Source organism: Kitasatospora sp. NPDC093679 (genome assembly GCF_040683455.1).
Classification (GTDB): domain Bacteria; phylum Actinomycetota; class Actinomycetes; order Streptomycetales; family Streptomycetaceae; genus Kitasatospora; species Kitasatospora arboriphila.
In genome coordinates, this window is record NZ_JBFBDW010000026.1 from 1 (window position 1) to 25,226 (window position 25,226).

At 75.8% G+C, this 25,226-nt stretch carries 24 protein-coding genes; 17 read left to right on the plus strand and 7 right to left on the minus strand.

Features of this window, described 5'->3' with window-relative positions; all coding sequences use genetic code 11:
* The first annotated feature begins 257 nt into the window (after positions 1-257).
* From AB0O09_RS21565 to AB0O09_RS21640, 16 genes are all read left to right on the plus strand, one after another.
* On the plus strand, positions 258-1,232 hold the full coding sequence (locus AB0O09_RS21565; protein ID WP_363543528.1) for a WYL domain-containing protein: 975 nt from the start codon (positions 258-260) through the stop codon (positions 1,230-1,232).
* Between the two features lie 81 nt (positions 1,233-1,313).
* The gene (locus tag AB0O09_RS21570; RefSeq protein WP_363543530.1) at positions 1,314-2,270 is read left to right on the plus strand and encodes a WYL domain-containing protein; all 957 of its coding nucleotides are present in this window, start codon (positions 1,314-1,316) and stop codon (positions 2,268-2,270) included.
* Positions 2,271-2,273: 3 nt separating this feature from the next.
* A complete protein-coding gene (locus AB0O09_RS21575) occupies positions 2,274-2,504 on the plus strand; it encodes a hypothetical protein (protein WP_344621603.1) in 231 nt (76 codons plus the stop codon).
* Between the two features lie 20 nt (positions 2,505-2,524).
* Positions 2,525-2,689, plus strand: coding sequence for a hypothetical protein (locus tag AB0O09_RS21580; RefSeq protein ID WP_363543532.1), 165 nt, complete (start codon positions 2,525-2,527; stop codon positions 2,687-2,689).
* A gap of 219 nt (positions 2,690-2,908) precedes the next feature.
* Complete coding sequence (tatA, locus tag AB0O09_RS21585; protein ID WP_344621605.1) at positions 2,909-3,181, plus strand: Sec-independent protein translocase subunit TatA; 273 nt, start codon at positions 2,909-2,911, stop codon at positions 3,179-3,181.
* A 66-nt stretch (positions 3,182-3,247) separates the two neighbouring features.
* Positions 3,248-4,189: a twin-arginine translocase subunit TatC gene (tatC, locus tag AB0O09_RS21590; RefSeq protein WP_363543534.1), complete on the plus strand. Its 942-nt coding sequence runs from the start codon at positions 3,248-3,250 to the stop codon at positions 4,187-4,189.
* 152 nt (positions 4,190-4,341) lie between these two features.
* Positions 4,342-4,707 (plus strand): AraC family ligand binding domain-containing protein, encoded by a 366-nt coding sequence (locus tag AB0O09_RS21595; protein WP_363543535.1) that lies wholly within the window; start codon positions 4,342-4,344, stop codon positions 4,705-4,707.
* Positions 4,708-4,745: 38 nt separating this feature from the next.
* Complete coding sequence (locus AB0O09_RS21600) at positions 4,746-6,002, plus strand: FAD-binding oxidoreductase (protein ID WP_363543537.1); 1,257 nt, start codon at positions 4,746-4,748, stop codon at positions 6,000-6,002.
* Entirely contained in the window at positions 5,999-6,319 is a 321-nt protein-coding gene (locus AB0O09_RS21605) for a (2Fe-2S)-binding protein (protein ID WP_344621609.1), read from the plus strand. The genes AB0O09_RS21600 and AB0O09_RS21605 overlap by 4 nt, the downstream gene beginning before the upstream one ends.
* A complete protein-coding gene (locus AB0O09_RS21610) occupies positions 6,300-7,745 on the plus strand; it encodes an NAD(P)/FAD-dependent oxidoreductase (protein WP_363543539.1) in 1,446 nt (481 codons plus the stop codon). Before AB0O09_RS21605 ends, AB0O09_RS21610 begins: the two co-directional genes overlap by 20 nt.
* A 115-nt stretch (positions 7,746-7,860) precedes the next feature.
* Entirely contained in the window at positions 7,861-8,769 is a 909-nt protein-coding gene (locus tag AB0O09_RS21615) for a dihydrodipicolinate synthase family protein (protein WP_363543541.1), read from the plus strand.
* A gap of 119 nt (positions 8,770-8,888) precedes the next feature.
* Positions 8,889-9,890 carry a proline racemase family protein gene (locus AB0O09_RS21620; protein ID WP_363543543.1) on the plus strand — a complete coding sequence of 334 codons (1,002 nt, stop codon included), beginning with the start codon at positions 8,889-8,891 and terminating at the stop codon, positions 9,888-9,890.
* A 74-nt stretch (positions 9,891-9,964) separates the two neighbouring features.
* The gene (locus AB0O09_RS21625) at positions 9,965-11,305 is read left to right on the plus strand and encodes an aldehyde dehydrogenase family protein (RefSeq protein ID WP_363543544.1); all 1,341 of its coding nucleotides are present in this window, start codon (positions 9,965-9,967) and stop codon (positions 11,303-11,305) included.
* Positions 11,302-12,342 carry a proline racemase family protein gene (locus AB0O09_RS21630; protein WP_363543546.1) on the plus strand — a complete coding sequence of 347 codons (1,041 nt, stop codon included), beginning with the start codon at positions 11,302-11,304 and terminating at the stop codon, positions 12,340-12,342. The genes AB0O09_RS21625 and AB0O09_RS21630 overlap by 4 nt, the downstream gene beginning before the upstream one ends.
* A complete protein-coding gene (locus AB0O09_RS21635; protein ID WP_363543547.1) occupies positions 12,339-13,250 on the plus strand; it encodes an ornithine cyclodeaminase family protein in 912 nt (303 codons plus the stop codon). The genes AB0O09_RS21630 and AB0O09_RS21635 overlap by 4 nt, the downstream gene beginning before the upstream one ends.
* A 40-nt stretch (positions 13,251-13,290) precedes the next feature.
* Entirely contained in the window at positions 13,291-13,998 is a 708-nt protein-coding gene (locus tag AB0O09_RS21640; RefSeq protein WP_363543549.1) for a GntR family transcriptional regulator, read from the plus strand.
* Positions 13,999-14,013: 15 nt separating this feature from the next.
* Here AB0O09_RS21640 and AB0O09_RS21645 read toward each other — a convergent pair whose 3' ends face one another.
* From AB0O09_RS21645 to AB0O09_RS21665, 5 genes are all read right to left on the minus strand, one after another.
* Positions 14,014-14,286 carry a hypothetical protein gene (locus tag AB0O09_RS21645; RefSeq protein ID WP_363543551.1) on the minus strand — a complete coding sequence of 91 codons (273 nt, stop codon included), beginning with the start codon at positions 14,284-14,286 and terminating at the stop codon, positions 14,014-14,016.
* A 102-nt stretch (positions 14,287-14,388) separates the two neighbouring features.
* Positions 14,389-16,089, minus strand: a complete 1,701-nt coding sequence (locus AB0O09_RS21650; RefSeq protein ID WP_363543552.1) for an allophanate hydrolase — start codon at positions 16,087-16,089, stop codon at positions 14,389-14,391.
* Positions 16,086-19,658 (minus strand): urea carboxylase, encoded by a 3,573-nt coding sequence (gene uca, locus AB0O09_RS21655; RefSeq protein WP_363543554.1) that lies wholly within the window; start codon positions 19,656-19,658, stop codon positions 16,086-16,088. Before uca ends, AB0O09_RS21650 begins: the two co-directional genes overlap by 4 nt.
* A 9-nt stretch (positions 19,659-19,667) precedes the next feature.
* Positions 19,668-20,273 (minus strand): urea amidolyase associated protein UAAP2, encoded by a 606-nt coding sequence (locus tag AB0O09_RS21660; protein ID WP_363543555.1) that lies wholly within the window; start codon positions 20,271-20,273, stop codon positions 19,668-19,670.
* Complete coding sequence (locus tag AB0O09_RS21665; protein WP_363543557.1) at positions 20,270-21,079, minus strand: urea amidolyase associated protein UAAP1; 810 nt, start codon at positions 21,077-21,079, stop codon at positions 20,270-20,272. The genes AB0O09_RS21660 and AB0O09_RS21665 overlap by 4 nt, the downstream gene beginning before the upstream one ends.
* Positions 21,080-21,199: 120 nt before the next feature.
* On the opposite strand from AB0O09_RS21665, the gene AB0O09_RS21670 reads away from it, so the two are divergent.
* Complete coding sequence (locus AB0O09_RS21670) at positions 21,200-21,892, plus strand: TetR/AcrR family transcriptional regulator (protein ID WP_363543558.1); 693 nt, start codon at positions 21,200-21,202, stop codon at positions 21,890-21,892.
* A 22-nt stretch (positions 21,893-21,914) separates the two neighbouring features.
* Here AB0O09_RS21670 and AB0O09_RS21675 read toward each other — a convergent pair whose 3' ends face one another.
* Positions 21,915-23,402: an amino acid permease gene (locus AB0O09_RS21675; protein ID WP_363543559.1), complete on the minus strand. Its 1,488-nt coding sequence runs from the start codon at positions 23,400-23,402 to the stop codon at positions 21,915-21,917.
* 233 nt (positions 23,403-23,635) lie between these two features.
* Positions 23,636-25,096, minus strand: coding sequence for an aminopeptidase P family protein (locus AB0O09_RS21680; RefSeq protein WP_344621706.1), 1,461 nt, complete (start codon positions 25,094-25,096; stop codon positions 23,636-23,638).
* Positions 25,097-25,226: the final 130 nt, after the last annotated feature.

Below are 25,226 nucleotides of genomic sequence, written 5' to 3' on the forward strand. Positions count from 1 at the left end.
AGATCGAACCACACGGCCCCATCGAGACCGAAGCAGCCCGCCGCCTCGCCGACGACCTCAAGAACCAGTAACCACTCGATTACCCAACACTTTCTGAGACACCCCCGCAGCGCCGGGCCGCACCCCCCTCGGGGAGCGGCCCGGCGCTGTCGTCGTCCGGTCCGGACGGGCTCGGCTTTTGCTCAGCGTGCCCGGACCGGTACGGTCGGGTCCGCCGGATCACGAAGGTGCCGGTCGGACGGACAGGAAGGTCAGCGATGGCGATCGCGAAGGCGGAGCGGTTGATGAACCTCGCCCTCTGTCTGATGAACACCAGACGGCCGCTCTCCAAGAAGGAGCTGCGGGAGTCCGTCGAGGCCTACCGGGAGGCCTGGCAGCAGGGCAGCGAGGACGCGTTCAACCGGATGTTCGAGCGCGACAAGGACGACCTGCGCGAGCTCGGCCTGGTCATCGACGTCGACGAGAACGCGCTCGACGGCGAGATCGGCTACCTCGCCCGCCGGGACCGCAACCGCCTCCCCGAGATCGTCCTCGACGCCGAGGAGGCCGCCGCCCTCACCCTGGTCGCCCGGGTCTGGCAGCAGGCCAAGATGTCCGGTGCGGCCAGCGGCGCCCTGCAGAAGCTCAGGGCGGCCGGCGTGCCCTTCGCCGAGGACACCGAGCACACCGCGCTCGAGCCGCGGATCCCCGCCCGCGAGGCCGCCTTCGAGCCGCTGCTGGTCGCCGCCCGCGACCGGCGCCCGGTCACCTTCGACTACCGCAAGGCCGGCGCCTCCGCCGCCGAGCAGCGCGCCGTCGAACCCTGGGCCCTCGAGTGCTGGCGCGGCCACTGGTACCTGGCCGGCTACGACCGCGACCGGCAGAGCGCCCGGGTCTTCCGGCTCAGCCGGATCACCGGCAAGGTCCGCTCCCGGGCCGGCAGCTTCACCGGCGAGGTCCCCGAGCACGTGGACGTCCGCGCCCACGTCGCCCGGTTCGCGGGCGAGGGCGCCGTCACCGAGGGCGCCACCGCCACCGTCCGGCTCCGCCGCGGCGCCGCCTTCCCGCTCCGCGGCCGGGCGATCGCCACCACCCGCGTCGACGAGCACTGGGACGAGCTGGAGATCCCGTACGGCTACGGCCTCGGCGCCGACCTCGCCGAGTTCGGGCCCGACGTCGTCGTCCTCGGACCGGACGACCTGCGGGCGGACGTCATCGACCGGCTGCGCGCCGTCGCCGGAGTGGGGGAGTAAGGGCATGAGCGAGCGAAGCGAGCGAATCATGAACGGGCGCGCATGTTGCGGAGCGACTGCCGAGCGCAGCGAGGTGGGCGCATGAGCAACGCGATCGACCAGACCCGGCGGATGCTCTCGCTGGTCACCTACCTGCGGGAGCGCCCCGGCGCCGAGGTGGCCGAGGTCGCCCGCGCCTTCGGCATCACCGAGCGCGAGCTGATCGGCGACCTCCACGTGCTGCCGATGTGCGGCACCAGCTTCCGCGGCGGCGACCTGCTCGACATCGACACCGACGGCGACCGGATCTGGTGGCACAACGTCGACGACGTCGCCCAGCCGCTGCGCCTGGCCGCCGACGAGGCCACCGCCCTGCTGGTCGCCGCCCGCGCGGTGGCCGGCCTGCCGGGCCTGCGCCGCCGCGACCGGGAGGCGCTCACCCGCGCCGTCACCAAGATCGAGGACGCGGCCGGCGAGAGCGCCGAGTCCAGCGCCCGGGTCGGCGTGACCTTCGAGGCCGAGGGCCAGGTCTTCGCCGACATCGACCGCGCGCTCACCGAGGGCCGCCGGCTCTGGCTGCGCTACTGGTCGCACGGCCGCGGCGGCATGACCGAGCGCGAGGTCGACCCGATCCGCCTGGTCACCGAGGGCCACACCTACCTCGAGGCCTGGTGCCGCACCTCCGAGGACCGCCGGATCTTCCGGCTGGACCGGGTCGCCGAGATCAAGGTGCTCGACGAGCCCGCCGACCCGCCGCGGATCGAGCCGCGCGACCTGTCCGCGGGCCTGGTCAACCCGGCCGCCGACGACCCCGAGGTGATCGTCGAGGTCGGCCCCGGCGGCCGCTGGGTCGCCGAGTACTACACCCACGACAAGGCCGAGGAACTGCCCGACGGCGGACTGCGGATCACCCTGCGCAGCGCCGACCCGTCCGGGCTGCGCCCGCTCGCCCTGCGGCTCGGCCGGGACGGCCGGATCGTCTCCCCGCCGGCCCTCGCCGAGCAGGCCCGCGAGGCGGCCCTCGCCGCCCTCGCCGGCTACCCGGAGGGGCAGGCCTGACGGGTGGGGTACGGCACCAGATTCCAGGTCTACTGCTCGCAGTGCCGGGAGAAGGTCGAGCTCCCGGCGGAGGACTTCCGGCTGGTGCTCGGCCCGACCCGGGAGCGCACCTTCTACGGCTTCGTCTGCCCGGAGTGCGGGGTGTCCGTCCGCAAGCCGGCCGGGGAGAAGATCGTGCAGGCGATGACGGCGGCCGGGGTCAGCACCATGCGCCTGCTGCCGGTGGAGGGCTGACCGACCGGTAGGGTCGTGCCATGCCGTGGACCCTCACCGCCGCCGTCCTGCTGGCCACCGCCGGCCTGCTCGTCCTGGGCGTGCTCGCCGTCCGGCTCTGGGCTGACGTCCGCTCGCTGGCCCGCGCGGTCGACTCCGCCTCGCGGGCCCTGGCCGCAGCGGCGGCCGACCTGCCGGGCCGCTGACCTCCCGGACGGCCGACCTCCCGGACGGCCGACCTTCCGGGCCTCCGATCTGCGAGGCCGATCACCGGACCGGTGCTCCCGCGGGCCGGGTACCCTCGTGACAGGCCCCGCGGTGCGGCCGGGGCCGCAGTGGGACGGCGGTTGCCGGGCGGCAGCCGGCAACGACTACCATCGCCCGCAACGGGGAGGACGCGCCCCGCTGAGGGAATGGTGGTGCACATGCGCATCTCGCCGACGGCGATCCTGGTGGTCGCGGTCCTCGCGGTGCTGCTCTTCGGGGCGAAACGCCTGCCGGACGCCGCGCGGGCCCTCGGCCGGACGCTGCGCATCCTGCGCAGCGAGGCCAAGGCCCTGCGGACGGACGGCGCCGGTGCGCCGCCGCAGGCGCGACCCGCGGCGGAGCCGGCACCGATGACGATCAAGCGGGCACCCGGGTCGGGCGACGCCCGTCCGGTCGGTGCCGCCGACCACGGCGCGGCCCCCCGGGGCTGAGCCGGTACCCACGGCCATCGGGGCCCGCCGTCCGGCGGGCTCCGTCGTACGAGTTGAGGACCGGGCTTGAGCAAGTCTTCCAAGGCGCCGAAGCCGCCGAAGGACCCCGAGGGCCGGATGGCGCTCGCCGACCACCTGCGCGAGCTCCGCAACCGGGTGGTCAAGTCGGTCCTGGCCATCGTGATCACCACCGTGGTGGCGTTCTACTTCCACCGGGAGCTCACCAACTTCCTGCTCGAGCCGCTTCCCTCGTGCGGTGAGAAAGGTCTGACGGCCACCGGCGAGCGGTGCGGCGTGGTGTCGACCATCGGCCTGCTGACGCCGTTCACCCTCGCGCTGAAGGTCAGCCTCACGGCCGGCGTGGTCGCGGCCACCCCGGTCTGGCTGTACCAGCTCTGGGCGTTCGTCGCGCCGGGCCTGCACAAGCACGAGCGCAAGTACTCGATGAGCTTCCTGGCGGCGGGTGTCCCGCTGTTCCTCGCGGGTGCCGTCCTCGCCTACCTGATCCTGCCCGCCACCGCGGAGATGCTGATCTCCTTCGCACCGACCGAGACCGTGCCGATCATGCCAGCCGAGGACTACCTCGACGTGGTGACCCGGATGGTGCTGGTCTTCGGCGGTGCCTTCGAGCTGCCGCTGCTGCTGGTGATGCTGAACCTGATCGGCGTGCTGAGCGGCAAGCGGCTGCTGGGCTGGTGGCGCGGCATGGTCATGGGCATCACCGTGTTCGCCGCCTTCGCGACCCCCAGCGCCGACCCGCTGAGCATGCTCGCGCTGGCCGCGCCTATCTGGGCGCTCTACTTCCTGGCGGCGGGCATCGCCGTGCTCAACGACCGCCGCCGGGCGCGGCGCAACCCGGACGCCGGGCTGGGCGACGAGGAGGCCTCGCACCTGGACCTCTCGGTCGAGGGCGTGGACGGCCCCGAGTCGATCGAGGCCTCGGCCGCCCCCGAGGCGCCCGCGCCGGTGCCGGCCGCCCGCACCGAGCAGATGGACGACATCACCTGATCCGTGCACTCCACCGGAAGCCCCGGACCGCCGAGCACCCGGCGGACCGGGGCTTCCGGCGTTCCGGCGGGTCCGAATGCGGCCCGGTTGAGGCCGATGGGGTCTGATGGGGGAAGGCGCCCGTGCGGGGCGTCCCGGAGGAGGCGCGCAGCATGCCGAAGGTGACCACGCAGAGCCCGGCCGACGGGGCCGCGCCCGCCCTGGCCCGGCGCGGAGAGCTGGAGGGCTGGACGGTCGACCACGTCGAGTTCCGGGAGCCGGTGGACGGTGCGGCGGCGATGGCCGGCCTGCCCGGCGGTTGCAGCTGCCCGCACTGGGGGTACGTGCTCCGCGGCCGGATGGCCTTCCGGTTCGCCGACCACGAGGAGGTCTTCGAGGCGGGCGACGTCTTCCACCTGCCGCCGGGCCACGTGCCGCGGATCGCGGCCGGTACGGAGATCGTCCAGTTCAGTCCGACCGCGCAGCTCCGGGCCTTCGAACGGGCGGTGGCCGCGGCGGCGGAGGACCGGCCGGGGTGACCCTTCCCAGTCGCTGAACCATGTGACATATTACTGTGGTGCTCACGCAACCCAGCCACGACGTCGTGGTGATCGGCGCCGGCGTCGTCGGCGCCGCCTGTGCCTACTACGCCGCCCGGGCCGGCCTGCGGGTCGCCGTGGTCGACCGCGGTCCGGTGGCCGGCGGCACCACCGGCGCCGGCGAGGGCAACCTGCTCGTCTCCGACAAGGAGCCCGGCCCCGAACTCGACCTCGCCCTGCTCTCCACCGGCCTCTGGCGCGAGCTCGCCGAGGAGCTCGGCCCGGCCGTCGAGTACGAGCCGAAGGGCGGCCTGGTGGTGGCCGCGGTGCCCGCAGGCCTCGACGCCCTGCGGGGCTTCGCCGCCCGGCAGCGGGCCGTCGGGGTGCAGGCCGAGGAGATCCCAGCCGACGAGCTGCCCGCCCTCGAACCGCACCTCGCCCCCGGCCTCGCCGGCGGAGTCCACTACCCGCAGGACGCCCAGGTCCAGCCCGCCCTCGCCGCCGCCCACCTACTGCGTGCCTCCGGCGCCGACCGCCACCTCGGCGAGACCGTCCGGGCACTGCGGACGACCGCCGCCGGCGCCGTCCGTGGCGTGGTCACCGACCGTCGGGAGCTCTCCGCCGCCGCGGTGGTCAACGCCGCCGGCACCTGGGGCGGCGAGGTCGCCGCCCTGGCCGGGGTCGACCTGCCGGTGATGCCGAGGCGCGGCTTCGTGCTCGTCACCGAGCCGCTGCCGCGGATCGTCCGGCACAAGGTGTACGCCGCGGACTACGTGGCCGACGTGGCCAGCGGCTCCGCCGCCCTGCAGACCTCCGCCGTGGTCGAGGGGACCCCCGCCGGGCCGGTGCTGATCGGCGCCAGCCGGGAGCGGGTCGGCTTCGACCGCACCCTGTCGGTCGAGGTGCTGCAGCGGCTCGCCGCGCAGGCCGCCGCGCTGTTCCCGGTGCTCCGCGGGGTCGCCGTCCAGCGCGCCTACCGTGGCTTCCGCCCCTACCTGCCCGACCACCTGCCCGCCGTCGGCGCCGACCCGCGGGTGCCCGGGCTGTACCACGCCTGCGGCCACGAGGGGGCCGGCATCGGGCTCGCCCCCGCCACCGGCCTGCTGATCGCCCAGCAGCTCACCGGGCGGCCCACCGCGCTCGACCCGGCGCCGTTCCGCGCCGACCGCTTCCCGGCCCCCGCACCTGCGGGCGCCGGCGCCGAGCAGGCCGCCGCCGAGCAGGCCGCCACCGGGCCGTTCGTCACCGGGCCGTTCGTCACCGGGCCGTCCGTCACCGACCGAGGAGAGGCATGACCGCGGACCGCACCCCCGCCCGGCTGGCCGACGCCAGGCCGGGGCCGGGCCACACCATCGAGTTCGACGGCCGGCCGGTGCCCGCGCTGCCCGGCCAGAGCATCGCCGCCGCCCTGTGGGCCGACGGCATCCTGGCCTGGCGTCGCACCAGGGTCGGCGGACGGCCGCGCGGCGCCTTCTGCGGCATCGGCGTCTGCTACGACTGCCTCGCCACCGTCGACGGGCAGCCCAACCGGCGCACCTGCCTGATGCCCGCCGAACCCGGCACCGTCGTCACCACCCAGGAGGGCCACGGCCGTGCCGACCTCGCCGTCTGACCCGACCTCGCCGCCCGTCCCCACCGCGGACCCGTACGACCTCGCGGTGATCGGGGCCGGACCCGCCGGGCTGGCCGCCGCCGTCACCGCCGCCGGACTCGGCCTGCGCTGCGCCCTGCTGGACGCCGCCGAACGCCCGGGCGGCCAGTACTACCGGCACCCCGCGCCCGGCCTCGGCGCTGCCCGCCCGGACCGCCTCCACCACCACTGGCCCGCCTTCACCGCCCTGCTGGCCCGCCTGGACGCCCAGGTGCGGGCCGGCCGGATCGACCACCTCACCGGCCACCACGTCTGGACGGCCGAGCCGGGCGAGCCCTGGCGGCTGCACGCCGTCGTCGGCCCGGCCGGCAGCGACAGCGCGGTCGTCGAGGCCCGCCGGGTCCTGCTCGCCACCGGCGCCTACGAACGGCAACTGCCCTTCCCCGGCTGGACGCTGCCCGGGGTGGTCACCGCAGGCGGCGCCCAGGCCATGCTCAAGGCCGGACTGGTGCTGCCCGGTCGCCGGATCGTGGTCGCAGGCAGCGGTCCGCTCCTGCTCGCCGCCGCCGCCTCGCTCGCCGCGGCCGGCGCCCGGGTGCCCGCCGTCGTCGAGGCCGGCGACTACCTCGGCTACGCCCGCACCCCCGCTGCGCTCGGCGCCCTGGCCGCCAACCCGGGCAAGCTCGCCGAGGGCGCCCGGCACGCCGCCCTGCTGCTGCGCCACCGGGTGCGGCTGCGGCCGCGCACCGCCGTCGTCGCGGCGCACGGCGAGGACCGGATCACCGGCGTCACCGTCGCCCGGCTGGACTCCGCCTGGCGGCCCGTCCCCGGCACCGAGCGGCGGATCGCCTGCGACGCCCTCGCCGTCGGCCACGGGCTGCTGCCGCAGATCGAGCTCGCCACCGAACTCGGCGCCCCCACCCGCACCGGCCCGGACGGCGCCGTCGCGCTCGCCGTCGACGAGCGGCTGCGCACCGGCCTGCCCGGGCTCTGGGCGGCGGGGGAGACCTGCGGCGTCGGCGGCGCCGACCTCGCCCTGGTCGAGGGTGAGATCGCCGCCCGGGAGATCGCCGGCCGGCCGGTGCCCGCCGCACTGCGCGCGGCGCGCCGTCGCCGGCGGGCCTTCGCCGAGCTGCTGGCCGCCGCCCACCGCCCCGGCCCGGGATGGACGGACTGGCTCACCCCGGAGACCGACGTCTGCCGCTGCGAAGAGGTCCCGGCCGCCGCGGTCCGGGAGGCCGTCGAGGAGCTCGGCGCCGGCGACGCCAGGACGGTCAAGCTGCTCACCCGGGCTGGCATGGGCTGGTGCCAGGGCCGGATGTGCGGTCCCGCGGTCGCCTGCCTCGCCGGCGGCGGCGAGCCGCGGCCCGACAGCCGCCCGCTGGCCTGCCCCGTTCCGCTCGCGCATCTCGCCGACGCCGTCCCGCGGCCGCCGGACGGCCCCTGAACCGGCCGTCCGAAGCGAGGGCCGGCCGGCCCGCACACCGGTCGGCGGGTCGCCCTTGTGGCGGCTCATGAAGGTCTATAAAATGTCACACCTCACCACTCAGGAGCGAACCCCCATGACCCGAGTCCCGTACGACCCCTCCCGGCCCTGGCGCGGCATCATGGTCGCCACCGCGCTGCCGCTGCGCGCGGACCTCTCGGTCGACCACGACGCCTACGGCGAGCACGTCCGCCGGCTGATCGACGCCGGGTGCCACGGCGTCGTCCCGAACGGCTCGCTCGGCGAGTACCAGACCCTCACCCCGGAGGAGCGGGCCCGCGTGGTGCGCACCGCCGTCGAGGCCGCCGGCGACGGTGCCCGGGTGATGCCCGGCGTCGCCGCGTACGGCTCCGCCGAGTCCCGCCGCTGGGCCGAGCAGGCCGCCGAGGCGGGCGCCGGATCGGTGCTGCTGCTGCCGCCCAACGCCTACCGCGCCGACGAGGCGGCCGTCCGCGCCCACTACGCCGAGGTCGCCAAGGCCGGCCTGCCGGTCGTGGCCTACAACAACCCGATCGACACCAAGGTCGACCTGGTGCCCGAGTTGCTCGCCCGGCTGCACGCGGACGGCTCGATCGTCGCCGTGAAGGAGTTCAGCGGCGACGTCCGCCGCGCCTACCAGATCGCCGAGCTCGCCCCCGGGCTCGACCTGCTGATCGGCGCCGACGACGTGCTGCTGGAGCTCGCCCTGGCCGGCGCGGTCGGCTGGATCGCCGGCTACCCCAACGCGCTGCCGACGGCCTCCGTCGCGCTGTACGAGGCCGCCGCCGCCGGTGACCTCGCCACCGCGCTGCCGCTCTACCGGACCCTGCACCCGCTGCTGCGCTGGGACTCCAAGACCGAGTTCGTGCAGGCCATCAAGCTGTCCATGGACATCGCGGGGCTGCCCGGCGGCCCCTGCCGGCCGCCCCGCGGACCGCTCGCCCCGGAGATCGAGGCGGCCGTCCGCGCCGCCACCGAGAAGGCCCTCGCAGAAGGCCTCTCCTAGGACGCAGGATTGACCGCTCAGGGGCGCGGGGTCACCTCCCGGCGCCCCCGCGCCCCTGAACCGACCTCCCGAGCGCACTCGATCCCACCGACCGACAGACCCGACGAGGGGGAGCGGCCATGCGTAGCCGCCACGTGTTCCACGCCGTCGACTCGCACACCGAGGGCATGCCCACCCGCGTGATCACCGGCGGGTTCGGCACCCTGCCCGGTGCCACCATGGCCGAACGGCGGGTGCACTTCCAGCAGCACCTGGACCACTTCCGCACCCTGCTGATGTACGAGCCCCGCGGGCACGCCGCGATGAGCGGCGCGATCCTGCAGCCGCCGACCCGGCCGGACGCCGACTTCGGCGTGCTCTACATCGAGGTGTCCGGCCTGCTGCCGATGTGCGGACACGGCACCATCGGCGTCGCCACCGTCCTCGTCGAGACCGGCATGGTCGAGGTGCAGGAGCCGGTCACCACCGTCCGGCTGGACACCCCCGCCGGGCTGGTCGTCGCCGAGGTGCGGGTCGAGGACGGCGCGGCGAAGGCCGTCACCATCCGCAACGTGCCGTCCTTCTCGGCCGGGCTCGACCTCAAGGCCGAGGTCCCCGGCTTCGGCACCGTCTCCTACGACCTCGCCTACGGCGGCAACTACTACGCGATCCTGCCGCTGGAGCGGCTCGGCCTGCCCTTCGACCGGGCCCGCAAGCAGGAGATCCTCGACGCCGGACTGGCGGTGATGGCGGCGATCAACGAGAGCGACCGGCCCGTCCACCCCGAGGACGAGTCCATCAACGGCTGCCACCACGTGCAGCTGCTCGCCCCCGGCTCCACCGGGCGGCACTCCCGGCACGCCATGGCGATCCACCCCGGCTGGTTCGACCGCTCCCCGTGCGGCACCGGCACCTCGGCCCGGATGGCCCAGCTCAACGCCCGCGGCGAACTGCCGATCGGCCAGGACTTCGTCAACGAGTCCTTCATCGGCACCACGTTCACCGGACGCATCGTGGAACGCACCACCGTCGCCGGCCGCCCCGCGATCGTGCCGACCGTCACCGGCCGCGCCTGGCTCACCGGCACCGCCCAGTACTTCCTCGACCCCGACGACCCCTTCCCGGCCGGCTTCCTGCTCTGAGACCGGCGAGCGAGACTCGGCGACCGAGACCGGTGAGCACCCGTCCTCCCGCGCACCCACCCGAAGGACCCGACGTGACCGTCACCTCGTACAACCCCGCCGACCCGACCGACCTGGTGCTCGGCGTCGACGCCGCCGGCGCGGCCGGCACCCGGGCCGCCGTCGAGCGGGCCCGCGCCGCCCAGCCCGGCTGGTACGCCGCCGGGGCCGCCGCACGCGCCGCCGCACTCGGCCGCGCCGCCGACGCCGTCGAGGCCGCCGCCGAGGAACTCGCCGCGCTCGCCGTCCGCGAGGTCGGCAAGCCGCTCGCCGAGGCCCGCGGCGAGGCCGCCCGCGCGGTCGCCATCCTCCGCTACTACGCCCAGGCGCCCTACGCGCCGGTCGGCGCCGTCCACGACACGGCCGCCGGGCCCGGCCTGCTGCTCACCCGCCGCCGCCCGCACGGCGTCGCCGGACTCGTCACCCCGTGGAACTTCCCGCTGGCGATCCCGGTCTGGAAGGCCGCCCCGGCGCTGGCCACCGGCAACACCGCCGTCCTCAAGCCCGCCCCCGAGGCCACCGCCTGCGCGCTGCGCCTCGCCGAACTCCTCGCCCTACCCGAGGGCGTGCTCACCGTGGTGCCCGGCGGCGCCGAGGAGGGCGCCGCCCTGATCGACGCCGCCGACGTGGTCTCCTTCACCGGCTCCACCGCCGTCGGACAGCGGGTCGTCGCCGCCACCGCCGCCCGCGGCATCCCCGCGCAGGCCGAACTCGGCGGCCTCAACGCCGCGATCGTGCTGCCCGACGCCGACATCGAGCTGGCCGCCGACCACCTGGCCGCCGCCGTCGCCGGGTACGCCGGCCAGAAGTGCACCGCCACCGGCCAGGTGATCGCCGTCGGCGCCGCGTACGAACCGCTCCGCGAGGCCCTCGCCAAGCGGCTCGCCGCCGCCGACCGCGGCCCGGTCATCGGCGAGGCCGCCCTCGACCGCCTCACCGGCGCCGTCGGCTCCGCCCGCGACGCGGGGGCGACCGTCCTCACCGGCGGCGGCCGCACCCCCGGCCCCGGCTGGGGCTTCGAACCCGCGCTGCTCGCCGACGTGCCCGCCGACCACCCGCTGCGCACCGAGGAGTACTTCGGCCCGATCGCCGTCCTGCTGCCCGCCGCCGACCTCGACGAGGCGATCGCGCTCGCCAACGCCGGACGGCACACCCTCGCCGCCTCCGTGCACACCCGCGACCTCGACACCGCGCTCGCCGCCGCCGACCGGCTCGCCGCCGGGATGATCCGGGTCAACGCCCCCACCACCGGCGTCGACTTCCACCTGCCGTTCGGCGGCACCGGTTCGGCCGGCTACGGCGGACGCGAACAGGGCAGCGCGGCCCTCGAGTTCTACACCGCGAGCCGCACCGTCACGCTCCTCCCCGGCGCATGAGCACCGCACCCGGGCCCGCCGTGGTCGAGGCCGTCGACTACCACACGGAGGGCGAGCCGTTCCGGATCGTCACCGCCGGACTGCCGCCCGTCCCGGGCGAGACCGTCGCCGAGCGCCGCGCCGTCGCCATCGGCGCCGGCGGCACCGCCACCGCACCCCGCCCCGGCCCGCTGGACGACGTGCGGCGCCTGCTCACCCGCGAACCCCGTGGCCACGCCGGGATGTACGGCGGCTTCGTGGTGCCGCCCGACGACGACGGCGCCCACCTCGGCGTGCTCTTCTGGCACAAGGACGGCTACTCCACCGCCTGCGGCCACGGCACCATCGCCCTCGCCGCGTGGGCCGTCGACACCGGCCGGGTCCCCGCGCCCGCCGACGGCACCGCCGAGGTGCGGATCGACGTCCCCTCCGGTCGGGTCGCCGCCACCGTGCACCGCAGCGGCGGGCGCACCACCGGCATCGCCTTCCGCAACGTGCCCGCCTTCGTCACCGCCCGCGGTCTGGACGTCAGCACCCGGTACGGGCCGTGCACGGTCGACGTCGCCCACGCCGGCGCCTGCTACGCCTTCGTCCGCGCCGCCGACCTCGGGCTGAGCGTCACCCCCGCCAGGCTGCCCGGCCTCACCGCCGCCGGACAGGCCGTCCGCGCCGCCCTCGACGGCCACCCCGCCACCCGGCACCCCGCCGACGACCGGCTCTCCGGCGTCTACGGCACCGTCCTGTACGAGACGCTGCCCGACACCGGCGACGGCCCCGCCCAGCGCAACGTCACCGTCTTCGCCGACGGCCAGATCGACCGCTCGCCGTGCGGCTCCGCCACCTCCGCCCGGCTCGCCCTGCTCGCCGCCGACGGCCTGCTGCCGCCCGGCAGGGCGCTGCGGCACGAGTCGCTGATCGGCACCGCCTTCACCGGACGGGTGCTCGGCGAGCGGGACGGCGGCCTGCTCACCGAGGTCACCGGCACCGCCCACCGCACCGGCGAGCACCGCTTCCTGCTCGACCCCGACGACGACCTCGGAGCGGGCTTCCTGCTGTGATCCCCCACCTGCCGCTCACCCTCGGGCCGGCCGCGGCCGTCCGCGCCCTCGCCGACGCGCTCGCGGCCGGCCTCGACCCCGAGACCGCGCCGCCGCGCACCGCCGTCCCGGTGCCGGCCGGCGAACTGCTGCTCATGCCCGCCGCGGCCGGCCGCTACGCCGGCGTGAAGATCGCCGGGGTGGCACCCGCCAACCCCGACCGCGGCCTGCCCCGGATCACCGGCGGCTACCTGCTGCTCGACGGGCCCACCCTGCAACCGCTCGCCCTGCTGGACGGCGCCGCCCTCACCGCGCTGCGCACCCCCGCGGTCACCGCCCTCGCCCTCGACCGGCTCGCCGCCCCGGGCGCCCGGCACCTGGTGCTGTTCGGCACCGGACCGCAGGCGTACGGGCACCTCGACGCGCTCCTCGCCGTCCGGCCGTTGGAACGGGTCACCGTCGTCGGCCGCCGCCCCGGCCCCGCCGAGGAGCTCGCCGCGCACGTCCGGGCCCGCGGCACCGCCGCGGCGGTCGGTGGACCGGAGGCCGTGGCCGGGGCCGACCTGGTCGTCTGCTGCACCACCGCCCGCACCCCGCTCTTCGACGGGCGGCTGGTGGCGCCGCACGCCGCCGTCGCCGCGGTCGGCTCGCACGAACCGGACGCCCGGGAGGTCGACACCGTGCTCGTCCGCAGGTCGGCGCTGTACGCCGAGGCCCGGTCGGCGGCACTGCGGGAGGCCGGGGACCTGGTGGCGGCCTTCGCCGAGGACGGCCCGGCACCGCTTGCTAATCTTTCAGAACTGGTGACGGGCGCGGCAGTTGTCCCCCATGATCGGCCACGGCTGTTCAAGAGCGTCGGCATGGCCTGGGAGGACCTCGCGGTCGCCGCCGCCCAGTACGAGAACACCACCGGGCTCGGCGCAACGTGACATTGTACGATGGGGTCCAGTACACCTCCGGAGGCACACCATGGCGGACCTCAAGCCCCGCGCCCTCATCTCCGTCCAGGAGAGACTGCGCGACCAGGTCGCCCACGCCCTGCGCGCGGCCCTGATCTCCGGCGAGCTGCGCCCCGGCGTCGTCTACTCGGCGCCCGCCCTCGCCGCCGACTTCGGCGTCTCCGCCACCCCCGTGCGCGAGGCCATGCTCGACCTCGCCCGCGAGGGCCTGGTCGAAGCCGTCCGCAACAAGGGATTCCGGGTCACCGAGCTCAGCGAACGCGACCTCGACGAGTTCACCGAGATCCGCGCCCTGATCGAGGTCCCCACCGTCGGACGGGTCGCCCGCACCGCCACCCGCGACCAGCTCGAAGCCCTCCGCCCCGAGGCCGAGGCCATCGTCGCCGCCGCCCGCGAGCACGACCTCATCGCCTACCTGGAGGCCGACCGCCGCTTCCACCTCGGCCTGCTCGGCCTCGCCGGCAACGCCCGGCTCGTCGAGACCGTTGGCGACCTCCGCAAGCGGTCCCGGCTGTACGGCCTCACCCGGCTCGACCAGCGCGGCGAACTCGTCTCCAGCGCCGAGGAGCACCTCGAACTGCTCGACCTGATGATCGCCGGCGACGCCGAGGCCGCCGAGGAGTGCATGTCCCGCCACCTCGGCCACGTCCGCTCGCTCTGGGCGGCCGGACTCGAAGCCCCCGCCGAGGAGGAGCCGCTGCGGCTCCGCGCCCGCTGAGGGATCCCGTCGGGGTCACCAGCCGGGGCGACGGTCCTGCGCTATCGCCGCGGACAGGTCCTCCGGCGAGCCCAGCGGGCACGGCCGGCCGTTCAGGAGGGCCGCGGCTATCGTCACCTGGTCCGACCACTCGATGACCAGCCGGTCCCGTCCGCGGACGTAGCAGTTACGGCCCCAGACCGTCCTGCGGCCCGCGATCTCCGGGAAATCGGCGGGGCCGGCCGACAGTGCGCGCGACCAGCCCGCCCGCTCGATCTCCTGATCCCAGAAACCAGGGCCAGCGATCATGGCTACCTCCTTGCAAGTGCACGACACCTTCACATCCCGGGCCGATTCGGGGCAAGTCAGGTGTGGGGCTTTTGGGGAGCCGGGAGGGGGCGGGCCGGTCCGTCAGGTGCGCCGTACCCGGGGTTGCGCAGTTCCCCGCGCCCCTGTCGGGGCGTCCAGGTACGACCGCCAGCTTCCGGCGCGGGTGATGTCCTCGGCCGAGGTGAGGGCGGTCGGTTCGCAGAGGAAGCCGGGGGTGCGGGTGCCGTCGGCGAGGAGGACGGGGCCGAGGGCCATGGGGTGGGGGAGGGCGGCCAGCAGGGTGCCCAGGCCTGCGGCCGGGAGCTCCCAGAGTTCGCCGGCGACGGCGGCGCCGTCCGCCTCGACCCGGACGAGGCCGGGCTTGGGCGGGACGGTGTCCAGGGCGTACAGGCGGTAGACCGGGGCCGTCGCCACCTCGCCGCAGAACCGACCGCCCAAGGTGGTGAGCTGGCCGTTGAGGGGCTGGCCGGTGAGGTGGGCGCCGAACACCGCCAGCCGGACGGGGGGTTCGGTGAGCAGCCGGGCCAGGGTGCAGAGCCGCGCCTCGGTGTCGGCCCGGCCGACCAGCATCACGCCGAAGGGCAGCCCCCGGACGGTGCCCGCCGGTACCGCGACCGCGCACAGGCCCAGCAGGTTGGCCGAGTTGGTGAACCGGCCCAGCCGGGCGTTGCCGCCGACCGGGTCGGCGGCGACCTCCGCGAAGGTCGGGTGCCAGGTGGTGGTGGGCAGCAGCAGGGCGTCCGCGTCGCCGAGTTCGGCCAGCGCGAGGGCCCGCAGCCGGTCCAGTTCGGCGAGGTCGGCGTAGAGCCGGTGGGCGGGGAGGCCGCGGGCGGCGCCGATGATGCCGGCCACCACCGGGTCGAGGCCGTCGCCGCCCTTCTCCGCCAGGGCGTCCACGAACTCGCCCACCGCCGTGTACCGTTCGGCCACGAATGCGCCCTCGTACAGCATCGCCGCCACCCGGTCGAAGGGGGTGAGGTCGAGGTCGCGCAGGTCGGCCCCGGCCGCGGCGAACCGGTCGGCCGCCGCGGTGAAGGCCTCCGCCCAGCCGTCGGCGAGGGTGCCCAGCCGGGCGGCGGCAGGGACGGCGATCCGCCAGGGGCCGGGGCGGCGGGCGGGCGGCGCGGCCGGTGCGGGGTCGGCGAGCAGCCGCAGCACGGCCTCCGCCTCGTCGACCGTCCGGGCGAACACCGAGACGCAGTCCACGCTCGCGCAGGCCGGCACCACGCCCTCGGTGGGCACCCGGCCCGGGGCGGGCTTGAGGCCGACGATGCCGTTGAGGGCGGCCGGCACCCGCCCCGAGCCCGCGGTGTCGGTGCCGAGCGCCAGGTCCGCGATGCCGAGGGCGACGGCGACGGCCGAGCCGGAGCTCGACCCGCCTGCGATCCGCTCCGGGGCGAGGGCGTTGCGCACCGCGCCGTACGGGCTGCGCGTGCCGACCAGGCCGGTGGCGAACTGGTCGAGGTTGGTGGTGCCGAGGACGACCGTGCCGGCCGCGCGCAGCCGGGCCACCGCCGGGGCGTCCCGCTCGGGCAGGTAGGCGTAGCCGGGACAGCCGGCGGTGGTGGGCAGCCCGGCGACGTCGATGTTGCCCTTGACCGCGCAGACCGTGCCGGCCAGCGGCAGGTGCTCGCCGGCGGCGACCCGGGCGTCGACCAGGGCGGCCTCCGCCTCGGCCTCGGCCTGCGGCCGGAGGTCGATCCAGACCTCGGGCCGGTCGGCGGCGGCGATCCGCGCGTACGCCCGGCGGACCCGCTCCACGGCTCCGACGACCGCGCTCACGCGACCGCCCCCAGCACCACGAGCGGGCTGCCGGCCTCGACCTGGTCGCCGGAACCGACCAGCAGCTCCGCGACCACGCCGTCCCGGTCCGCGGTGACCGCCGACTCCATCTTCATCGCCTCCAGTGCCATCAACTGCTGCCCCTTGCGCACCCGTTCGCCCGGTGTCACGTCGACCTTCCACACGCAGGCGGTGAACTCGGCCTCCACCACGCTGCCGCCCGGCGGTGCGGTGACGGTGCGCGCCGCCACGGGAGCGGTGCCGGCCGCCCGTTCGGCCCGGTCGAACTCGCCCGCCTCCTCCCAAGCCTGCCGCTCGGCCGCGAAGGCCGCCGCCTGGACGGCCCGGAACTCGGCGATCGGCCCGGCGTTCTCGTCGAGGAAGCGCAGGTGGTCCGCCAGCGCGAACTCGCCCTCCTCGATCTTCAACGCGAACCGGCCGGCCGCCATGTCGGCCCGCATCTCCAGCAGTTCCTCCGCGGAGACCGGGTACCAGCGGATCCGGTCGAAGAACCGCAGCAGCCACGGCGCGCCCGGCTCGAACGGGCCGCGCTGCTGCCAGCCCGACCACATCTGCACCGTCCGCCCGACGAACTGGTAGCCGCCCGGCCCCTCCATGCCGTACACGCAGAGGTAGGCGCCGCCGATGCCGACCGAGTTCTCGGCCGTCCAGGTGCGGGCCGGGTTGTACTTGGTGGTGACCAGCCGGTGCCGAGGGTCGAGCGGGGTCGCCACCGGGGCGCCCAGGTAGACGTCGCCGAGGCCGAGCACCAGGTACTCGGCGTCGAAGACCGTGCGGTACACCTCGTCCACGGACGCCAGGCCGTTGATCCGCCGGATGAACTCGATGTTCCACGGGCACCAGGGCGCGTCGTCGCGGACGCCCGCCATGTACCGCTCGATCGCCTCCCGGGTCGCCGGGTCGTCCCAGGACAGCGGCAGGTGGACGGTGCGGCTCGGCACCACCAGCCGGTCGGTGGCGGGCAGCGCCCCCTCGATCTCCCGGACCAGCGCCAGCAGTTCGGGCAGCGGCAGGACGCCCGGGTCGACGTGCACCTGCAGCGAGCGGATGCCCGGGGTCAGGTCGACGACGCCCTCCGGCCGCCGCGCCGCGAGCCGCTCGGCCAGTGCGTGGACGCGCATCCGCAGCGCCAGGTCCAGCTGCATGGGCCCGTACTCGACCAGCAGGTTGTCGTCGCCGCTGCGCCGGTAGGTGACGCTCGGCCGGTCGGGGCCGGCGGGGGTGCGGTGCAGGATCCCGCCGTCCACGACCGCCGGTCGGGAGGCGCGCGGTGCGGCGGCCGGGGTGCGGCGCAGCACGGCGGCGTCCCCGGCGGTGACGGGCACGAAGCGGACGGTGTCGCCGGGGCGGAGCTGGCCGAGCTTCCAGCGCTGGCCGGAGACGACGGTCGCCGGGCAGACGAAGCCGCCGAGGGAGGGGCCGTCCGGGCCGAGCAGCACCGGCATGTCACCGGTGTAGTCGACGGCGCCGACCGCGTACGGGGTGTCGTGGATGTTCGAGGGGTGCAGGCCGGCCTCGCCGCCGTCCGGGCGGGCCCAGGCGGGCTTGGGGCCGATCAGGCGGACGCCGGTGCGGGCGCTGTTGAAGTGCACCGACCAGTCGGCGGCGTAGAAGTCGGCGACGTCCTGCTCGGTGAAGAACTCCGGTGCGGCGTGCGGGCCTTCGACCGCGGGCAGCTCCCAGGCGGAGGTGAACTCCGGGCGGTCGGCGACCGGGCCCGCGCCCTCGCCGAGGGTGGCGGTGCCGCCGTGCAGCACGTCACCGGTGCGCAGCGCCCGGCCGCCGTGGCCGCCGAAGCCGCCGAGGGTGAAGGTGGCGGCGCTGCCGAGGAAGTCCGGGGCCTCCAGGCCGCCGGCGACCAGCAGGTAGCTGCGCAGACCCGGGCCCGGCGGGGCGGGGACGTCGAGCAGGCCGCCGGCCGGGACGAGCACCGGCTCCCACTGCGGCACCGGCAGGCCGTCCACGGTGACGGACGCGGGTGCGCCGGTGACGCAGACCCAGGTGGGTGCGGTGAAGCGCAGCGCCGGGCCGAGCAGGGTGCACTCCAGGCCGGGGGCGCCCTCGGGGTTGCCGAGGGCCCGGTTGCCGAGCCGGAAGGAGAGGTCGTCCATCGGACCGCACGGCGGCACCCCGACGTGCCAGTAGCCCGTCCGGCCCGGCCAGTCCTGGACGGTGGTCTGGGTGCCCGCCCGGACGACCTCGATCCGCGGGGTCGGGTCGGCGACGTGCGCCAGGGTGCCGGTGTGGTGGACGGCCGAGGCGACGGCCGGCACGGCGGGGACGGCGCGCAGCAGACCGAGGTTGGTCTCGATGCCGTGGATCCGGGTGCCGTCCAGCGCGTCGGTGAGCCGGGCCAGCGCGTCCGCCCGGTCGGCGCCGTGCACGATCACCTTGGCGAGCATCGGGTCGTAGGCGGTGGTGACCTCCGTCCCGGTCTCCACCCAGGTGTCGACGCGGACGCCGGGCGGGAAGGCGACCTCGGTGAGCAGACCGGCACTGGGCCGGTGGTCGCGGCTCGGGTCCTCGGCGTAGATCCGGGCCTCGACGGCGTGGCCGTCCGGGACGCCGACCTCGCGGACCACCGAGCGGTCGCCCTGGGCGAGCCGGAGCATCCACTCGACCAGGTCGACCCCGTACACCGCCTCGGTGACCGGGTGCTCCACCTGGAGCCGGGTGTTGACCTCCAGGAAGTACGCCTCCTCGCGGGCGGCGTCGTAGACGTACTCCACGGTGCCGGCCGAGCGGTAGCCGACGGAGGCGCACAACTGGCGGGCGGAGTCGGCGAGCTGCCGGCGGACGCGGTCGGGCAGGCCCGGCGCGGGTGCCTCCTCCAGCACCTTCTGGTTGCGGCGCTGCAGCGAGCAGTCCCGGTCGCCGAGGGTGACCACCCGGCCGGCGCCGTCGCCGAAGACCTGCACCTCGACGTGGCGGGCGTGCTCGACCAGGCGCTCCAGGAAGACGCCGGCGGTGGCGAAGCTGGCGGCGGCGACCCGCTGCACCCGCTCCCAGGCGTCGGCGAGCTGGGCGGCGTCCCGGCAGGCCCGCATGCCGATGCCGCCTCCACCGCCGGTGGCCTTGAGCATCACCGGGTAGCCGACGCCCTCGGCGGCGGCGAGTGCGGCGGGCAGGTCCGGCAGCAGCCCGGTGCCGGGCAGCAGCGGCACCCCGGCGGCCTCGGCGGCCGCCCGGGCGGTGTGCTTGGCGCCGAAGACCTCCAGCTGGCCGGGGGTCGGGCCGACGAAGGCGAGCCCCGCGGCCTCCACCCGCCGGGCGAAGGCGGCGTCCTCGGAGAGGAACCCGTAGCCGGGGTGGACCGCACCGGCGCCGCTGTCGTGGGCGGCCTGCAGCACCAGGTCGGTGCGCAGGTAGCTGTCCTTGGCGGCGGCCGGGCCGAGCCGCACCGCGTGGTCGGCGAGCCGGACGTGCGGCGCGGAGCGGTCCGGGTCGGAGTACACGGCGACGGTGGCGATGCCGATCCGGCGCGCGGTGCGGACGATCCGGGCGGCGATCTCGCCGCGGTTGGCGATCAGCAGGGTGTCGTAGGCCATGGTTCCCGCTCAGTCCTCGGTGATCGTCATGCGGACGGGCGTCGGGTCGAAGCCGTTGCACGGGTTGTTGATCTGGGGGCAGTTGGAGACCAGCACCAGGACGTCCGTCTCGGCCCGCAGCACGACCCGCAGGCCCGGGGCGGAGAGGCCGTCGACGATGCCGAGGGTGCCGTCCGCCTCGACCGGCACGTTCATGTACCAGTTGATGTTGGAGACCAGGTCGCGCTTGCCGAGGCCGTGCCGGGCGCCCTCGGCGAGGAAGTTCTCCACGCAGGCGTGCTGCGACCAGGTGTGGTGGCCGTAGCGCAGGGTGTTGGACTCCTTGGAGCAGGCCCCGGCGATGGTGTCGTGCCGGCCGCAGTCGTCCTCGGCCACGGTCATCAGCGGCGTGTGCTCGGTGGACAGCAGCACGCTGCCCTTGCCGAGGAAGACCGAGCCCTGCGCCTGCAGGGTGTCGGCGGCGCTGTAGCGGACGGCGGTGTCGTGCGCGTCGTAGATCAGGCAGTCGACGGCCTGGTTGCCGCCGAGGTCGGTGATCGTGAGCCGCTGACCGCGGCGGACGACGGCGGACCAGGCACCGCGGGCGGGCACCTCGGCATCGAGCAGGACGGTCATCGGGCCCCCAGGGCGGCGGTGTTGAGGTGGGCGCGGTGGCGTTCGGGGGTGGCGTCCCAGTGCGGGTCGCCGGGGCCGGTCACCTCGCCGGGCACGGCGGTGACCTGCAGCGGGGTGCAGTGCCAGGTCGGGCGCGGGTCCAGCGGGTGGGCGGTGTTGGCGAGCAGCAGGGTGGTGTGCTGCTCCAGGCGCAGGACGACCCGGGCGCCGGGGCCGGCCGGGCCGGTGTGGCGCAGGGTGCCGTCCGCCTCGACGGCGACGCCCTGGAAGAAGGAGACCGGGGCGGGCAGGTCGCGCAGTGTCAGGCCGTGCTTGGCGGCGGCCAGGGTGAGCAGCTCGCGGCCCGCGGGGGAGGGGCCGTGCGCGGCGCCGTCGCCGTAGCGGGCGGTGTTGCGGGCGGCGGTGGAGGTGCCGGCCAGTGCGTCGTGCCGGCCGGAGGTGTCCTCGACCAGGGTGGCGAGCACCCGGCCCTGGTCGGAGAGCAGCTGGCTGCCCTCGGTGAGGTAGGCGTTCCACTGCACCTTGACGGTGTCGGCCGCGTTCAGCCGCTCCCACGGCCGCCCGGTGACGTACAGCAGGAGGTGCGCGCAGGCGTCGCCGTCCCGGTCGGTGAGGGTGACCACCGTGCCGGCCGGGAGGACGAGGTGGGTGTAGCCGCCGGCGGCGACGGTCTCGGACCACAGGGTGCCCGGCGGGGGCGGCAGCAGCGGCATGCAGTCGACGACCGTGCCCGCCTGGGACCTGGCGTGGGCGCGGGCGGCCGTGGTGGTGGCGGTGCCGGCCTCGGCCTCGTGGATTTCTGTCATGCGACAGAAATTAGGGAGGCCCGGATTCACCGCCATTGCCCGTGCGTAACACGGGAGTTACCGTCCCCTCACCGGGGCCGCCGACCGCGGTGAGGGGCACCGGTGTGCGAGGATCGCCGGGTGTCCGCCACCAGCCGTCCGACCGCCCGCGCCGTCACCACCCCCGGTACGGGCCGCGTCGGCCGGCCGCGCGCCCTGGGCCCCTCGGCGAGCGGCCTCGCCCCGCGCGAACAGGTGCTCGCCGCAGCCGCCGAACTCTTCACCCGCAACGGCTACGCCGCCACCACCACCCGCGCCGTCGCCGAACGCGCCGGGATGCGGCAGGCCTCGATGTACCACTACTTCGCGGGCAAGGAGGACGTCCTCGCCACCCTGCTGGAGAGCACCGTCGAACCCTCGCTGGCCTTCGCCACCGCGCTGCTCGCCGACCCGGACGCCGACCCCGCGCCCCGGCTGTGGGCGCTGGCCGCCCGCGACTGCGAACTGCTCTTCGGCGGCCTCTACAACCTCGGCGCGCTCTACCAGCTGCCCGAGGTCCGCGGCGAGCGGTTCGCCGGCTTCCGCGGCGCCCGCGAGGCACTGAAGGCGGCGTACGGGCGGCTGCTCGCCCTGCTCGACCCCGGCGCGGACGCGGCGCTGCGCACCGACCTGCTGTTCGGCCTGGTGGAGGGCGGGGTGGCGGTGGCCCGGGAGCGCGGCGGCCGCTCGGCGGAGCCGGTGGCCCGGGCCGTCGCGGACGCCGCGCTGCGCTTCGCCGGCTGCGACCCCGAGCGCGCGGAAGCCGCCCGCCGGGAGGGCGAGCGGCTCCTGTGAGCGCGGGTTTGCGGCGCCGCCGTCAGCGGCGGCGCAGCCGGTAGGCGGCACCCGCCGCGACCGCGCCGACGAGCACCAGCACCGCGAACCACCGCAGGTACCAGTGGCCGCCGTCCGGGTCGTACACCGAGGCGCGCGGCCAGGCCAGGTTGACCGTCATCGCCACCCCGTACAGCAGGGCGAGCACGTTCACCGGCAGCCCCCAGCGGCCGAGCGTGAACAGCGGCTGGCCGGTCTCGTCCGCGTCCGGCCCGCCCTCGCCGAGCGGCAGCCGGCGCACCCGGCGGACCAGCATCGCGCCGACCACCAGCGCGTACGCGGCGTAGACCAGCACGATGCAGGTCGCCGAGAGCGCCAGGAAGGCGGCCGGCGAGGCCAGGTTCAGCAGTAGGAAGGCCACCGCCGGGACGCCCACGGCGAGCGCCGCCCACCGGGGCATGCCGCTGGCGGGTGCGACCTCGGCCAGCCGGCGGGCGCCGGGCAGGGCGCCGTCCCGGGCCATCGAGAAGACCATCCGGGTGCCGGCGGTCTGCATCGCGAGGGTGCCGACGCAGACCGCGACCGCCACGTCGGCCAGCAGCACCCGGCCCAGCCCGTCGCCGAGACTGCTGGTCAGCACGTACGAGAGCCCCTCGGTGGCGAGCCGGCCGTCGGTCAGGCTGGGGGCGGCCAGCACGCCGCCGAGCAGCAGCAGGCCGCCGCTGACCCCGGCGGCGGCGAGCGCGGTGAGGATGGTCCGCGGCGCGGTGCGGCGCGGGGCGACCGTCTCCTCGGAGAGCTCGCCGGCGCTGTCGAAGCCGATCATCACGTACGCCGCGGTGAACGCCCCGACCAGCAGCGTCCAGGCGCCGCCGCCGGTCGGCGCGGTGTGCAGCACCGCGCCCACCGGCTGCTCGGTGTGGGTGAACAGCAGCACCAGGATCAGTGCGATGCCGGCGAGTTCGGCCGTCACCCCGACGCCGTTGACCAGCGACAGCACCCGGTTGTCCACCGCGTTCACCAGGGTGGTCAGGGCGATCAGCGCGGTGCCCAGCAGCACCGCGTTGGCCGCGCCGCTCGCGGTGGTCGGCGAGGGGTCGCCGCCGACCAGCTGGAACCCCGGCCACAGCGCCGGCAGCACCACCTGCAGGGCGAGCGCCGCGGCGGTCACCACGACCACCTGGCCGAGCACCATCAGCCAGCCGGTGAACCAGCCGTACAGCGGGTTCGCCAGTCGGGTCGCCCACTGGTAGATCGCTCCGGAGATCGGGTGGCGGGCCGCGAGTTCGGCGAAGCAGGCGGCCACCGCCAGTTGGCCGACGAGCACCGCCGGCCACGTCCAGACGAAGGCCGGGCCGGCCGCGCCGTATCCGAAGGCGAAGAGCTGGAAGACCGTCGTCAGCACCGAGATGAACGAGAAGCCGGCCGCGAAGGAGCCGAACCGGCCGATGGTGCGGTGGAGTTGCTGTGGGTAGGGGAGCGCGCCGGCGGACGGCGGACCGGCGGGAGCGAGCGACGTGCTGGTGGTCATGGGGCACCGGCCTTCCGCAGGCGTTTTCTGTCGGGTGACAGAAATTAGGGCCGGTCGGATTCCCGTGCGTTGCCCGCCTGTTGCCGCGAGGTTGCCGTGTGCTCACCGGAGTCGGGACGGTGTCCGTGACGCCGTCGGGCGGGCCCCGGCGGCGGTGCCGCCGCGGTGCGAGGGCCGGATCGGGCGGGGCGCCGAGGACCGGCGCCCCGCCCGGGGCCGGAACTGCCGGCCCGTCAGCCCGCCAGGGTGCCCATCCACTCCTCGATGCCCGCGACCGTGCGCGGCAGCGCCGCCGACATCAGCCGGGCGCCGTCCGCGGTGACCACCAGGTCGTCCTCGATCCGGATGCCGATGCCGCGCAGCTCCGGCGGCAGGGTCTCGTCGTCCGGCTGCAGGTAGAGGCCCGGCTCGACGGTGAGCACGTGGCCCTCCTCCAGCCGGCCGTCCAGATAGGTCTCGGCGCGCGCCCGGCCGCAGTCGTGCACGTCCAGCCCCAGCATGTGGCCGCTGCTGCACAGCGTGTACCGGCGGTGCAGCCCGCTCTCGGCCCGCAGCGACTCCTCGGCGGACACCTTCAGCACGCCCCACTCCGCCAGCCCCTCGGCGATCACCGTCATCGCCGCCCGGTGGAAGTCGCGGAAGCTCGCGCCCGGTCGGACGGCCGCGATGCCGGCCTCCTGCGCAGCCAGCACCAGCTCGTAGACGTCCCGCTGGGCGCTGGTGAACCGGCCGCTCAGCGGCAGGGTGCGGGTGATGTCCGCGGTGTAGAGGCTGTCGGTCTCCACACCGGCGTCGAGCAGCAGCAGCCGCGACGGATCGAGCGGCCCGTCGTTGCGGATCCAGTGCAGCACGCAGGCGTGCGCGCCCGAGGCGACGATCGTCTCGTACCCGGTGCCGTTGCCCTCCAGCCGGGCCCGCCGCTCGAAGGTGCCCTCCAGCCAGCGCTCGCCGCGGTGGTGCCGCAGGGCCTCGGGCAGTGCGCGGACGACGTCCTCGAAGCCGGCCGTGGTGTGGTCCACCGCGAGCTGGAGCTGGCCGACCTCCCAGGCGTCCTTCACCAGGCGCAGCTCGGACAGCACGGCGGCGAGCCGGTCGTCCCCGGCCGTGCGGGCCGCGGCCGGACGGCCGGTCAGCGCGTCCACCGCCGGGTCCACCCCGGCCAGCACCCGGGCCCCGGGGCCGACGGACTTCGCGAGCGCGTCCAGGTGAACGGTGCGGATACCGGTCAGCTGCTCGGCCTCGTCGAGGTCCGGCCGCCGCCCGACCCAGAACTCGCCGTAGCGGCGGTCCCGGTAGAACTCGGAGCCGCCGCCGCGCGGCGAACGCGGTCGGACGTGCAGCACCGCCTCGCCGTCCGGCTCGATCACCAGCACGTGGCCCACCTGCTCCTCGCCGGTGAGCCCGGTGAGCCAGGCGTACGCGCTGTGCGGCCGGAAGCGGAAGTCGCAGTCGTTGCTGCGGACCTTCAGCTGTCCGGCGGGCACCACCAGGCGCTCGCCGGGGAAGGCCGCGGCCAGGGCGGCGCGGCGGGCCGGCGTCACCCCGTGGGCGGCGACCCGCTCCGAGGCGGGCAGCGGGCTGGGCGCCCAGGCGGTGCCCATGAAGGCGTCCAGGGCGGGGGAGACGGGAAGGTCGTGGCTGCCGGTGTTCGGCGGGGCGGGGACGGCGGGCGTGCTCGCGGCGTCGGTGGTCACGGCGTCGGCTTTCACGGCGTCGGTGGTCACGGTGGGCTGGCTCTCCTTCGGGGCGCGGGGTGGGGGCGGCCTCAAGGCGTGTGAAATTTCACATTGCCATGTTATGTGTGACACCTCAATATCGACCAGG

What these genes read in the sequence shown, in the direction of transcription:
- AB0O09_RS21565 (WP_363543528.1), top strand. Translation starts at nt 258, where the DNA reads ATGGCGATCGCGAAGGCGGAGCGGTTGATGAACCTCGCCCTCTGTCTG.
- AB0O09_RS21570 (WP_363543530.1), top strand. Translation starts at nt 1,314, where the DNA reads ATGAGCAACGCGATCGACCAGACCCGGCGGATGCTCTCGCTGGTCACC.
- AB0O09_RS21580 (WP_363543532.1), top strand. Translation starts at nt 2,525, where the DNA reads ATGCCGTGGACCCTCACCGCCGCCGTCCTGCTGGCCACCGCCGGCCTG.
- tatA (WP_344621605.1), top strand. Translation starts at nt 2,909, where the DNA reads ATGCGCATCTCGCCGACGGCGATCCTGGTGGTCGCGGTCCTCGCGGTG.
- AB0O09_RS21595 (WP_363543535.1), top strand. Translation starts at nt 4,342, where the DNA reads ATGCCGAAGGTGACCACGCAGAGCCCGGCCGACGGGGCCGCGCCCGCC.
- AB0O09_RS21605 (WP_344621609.1), top strand. Translation starts at nt 5,999, where the DNA reads ATGACCGCGGACCGCACCCCCGCCCGGCTGGCCGACGCCAGGCCGGGG.
- AB0O09_RS21615 (WP_363543541.1), top strand. Translation starts at nt 7,861, where the DNA reads ATGACCCGAGTCCCGTACGACCCCTCCCGGCCCTGGCGCGGCATCATG.
- AB0O09_RS21620 (WP_363543543.1), top strand. Translation starts at nt 8,889, where the DNA reads ATGCGTAGCCGCCACGTGTTCCACGCCGTCGACTCGCACACCGAGGGC.
- AB0O09_RS21630 (WP_363543546.1), top strand. Translation starts at nt 11,302, where the DNA reads ATGAGCACCGCACCCGGGCCCGCCGTGGTCGAGGCCGTCGACTACCAC.
- AB0O09_RS21640 (WP_363543549.1), top strand. Translation starts at nt 13,291, where the DNA reads ATGGCGGACCTCAAGCCCCGCGCCCTCATCTCCGTCCAGGAGAGACTG.
- AB0O09_RS21645 (WP_363543551.1), bottom strand. Translation starts at nt 14,286, where the DNA reads ATGATCGCTGGCCCTGGTTTCTGGGATCAGGAGATCGAGCGGGCGGGC.
- uca (WP_363543554.1), bottom strand. Translation starts at nt 19,658, where the DNA reads ATGGCCTACGACACCCTGCTGATCGCCAACCGCGGCGAGATCGCCGCC.
- AB0O09_RS21660 (WP_363543555.1), bottom strand. Translation starts at nt 20,273, where the DNA reads ATGACCGTCCTGCTCGATGCCGAGGTGCCCGCCCGCGGTGCCTGGTCC.
- AB0O09_RS21665 (WP_363543557.1), bottom strand. Translation starts at nt 21,079, where the DNA reads ATGACAGAAATCCACGAGGCCGAGGCCGGCACCGCCACCACCACGGCC.
- AB0O09_RS21675 (WP_363543559.1), bottom strand. Translation starts at nt 23,402, where the DNA reads ATGACCACCAGCACGTCGCTCGCTCCCGCCGGTCCGCCGTCCGCCGGC.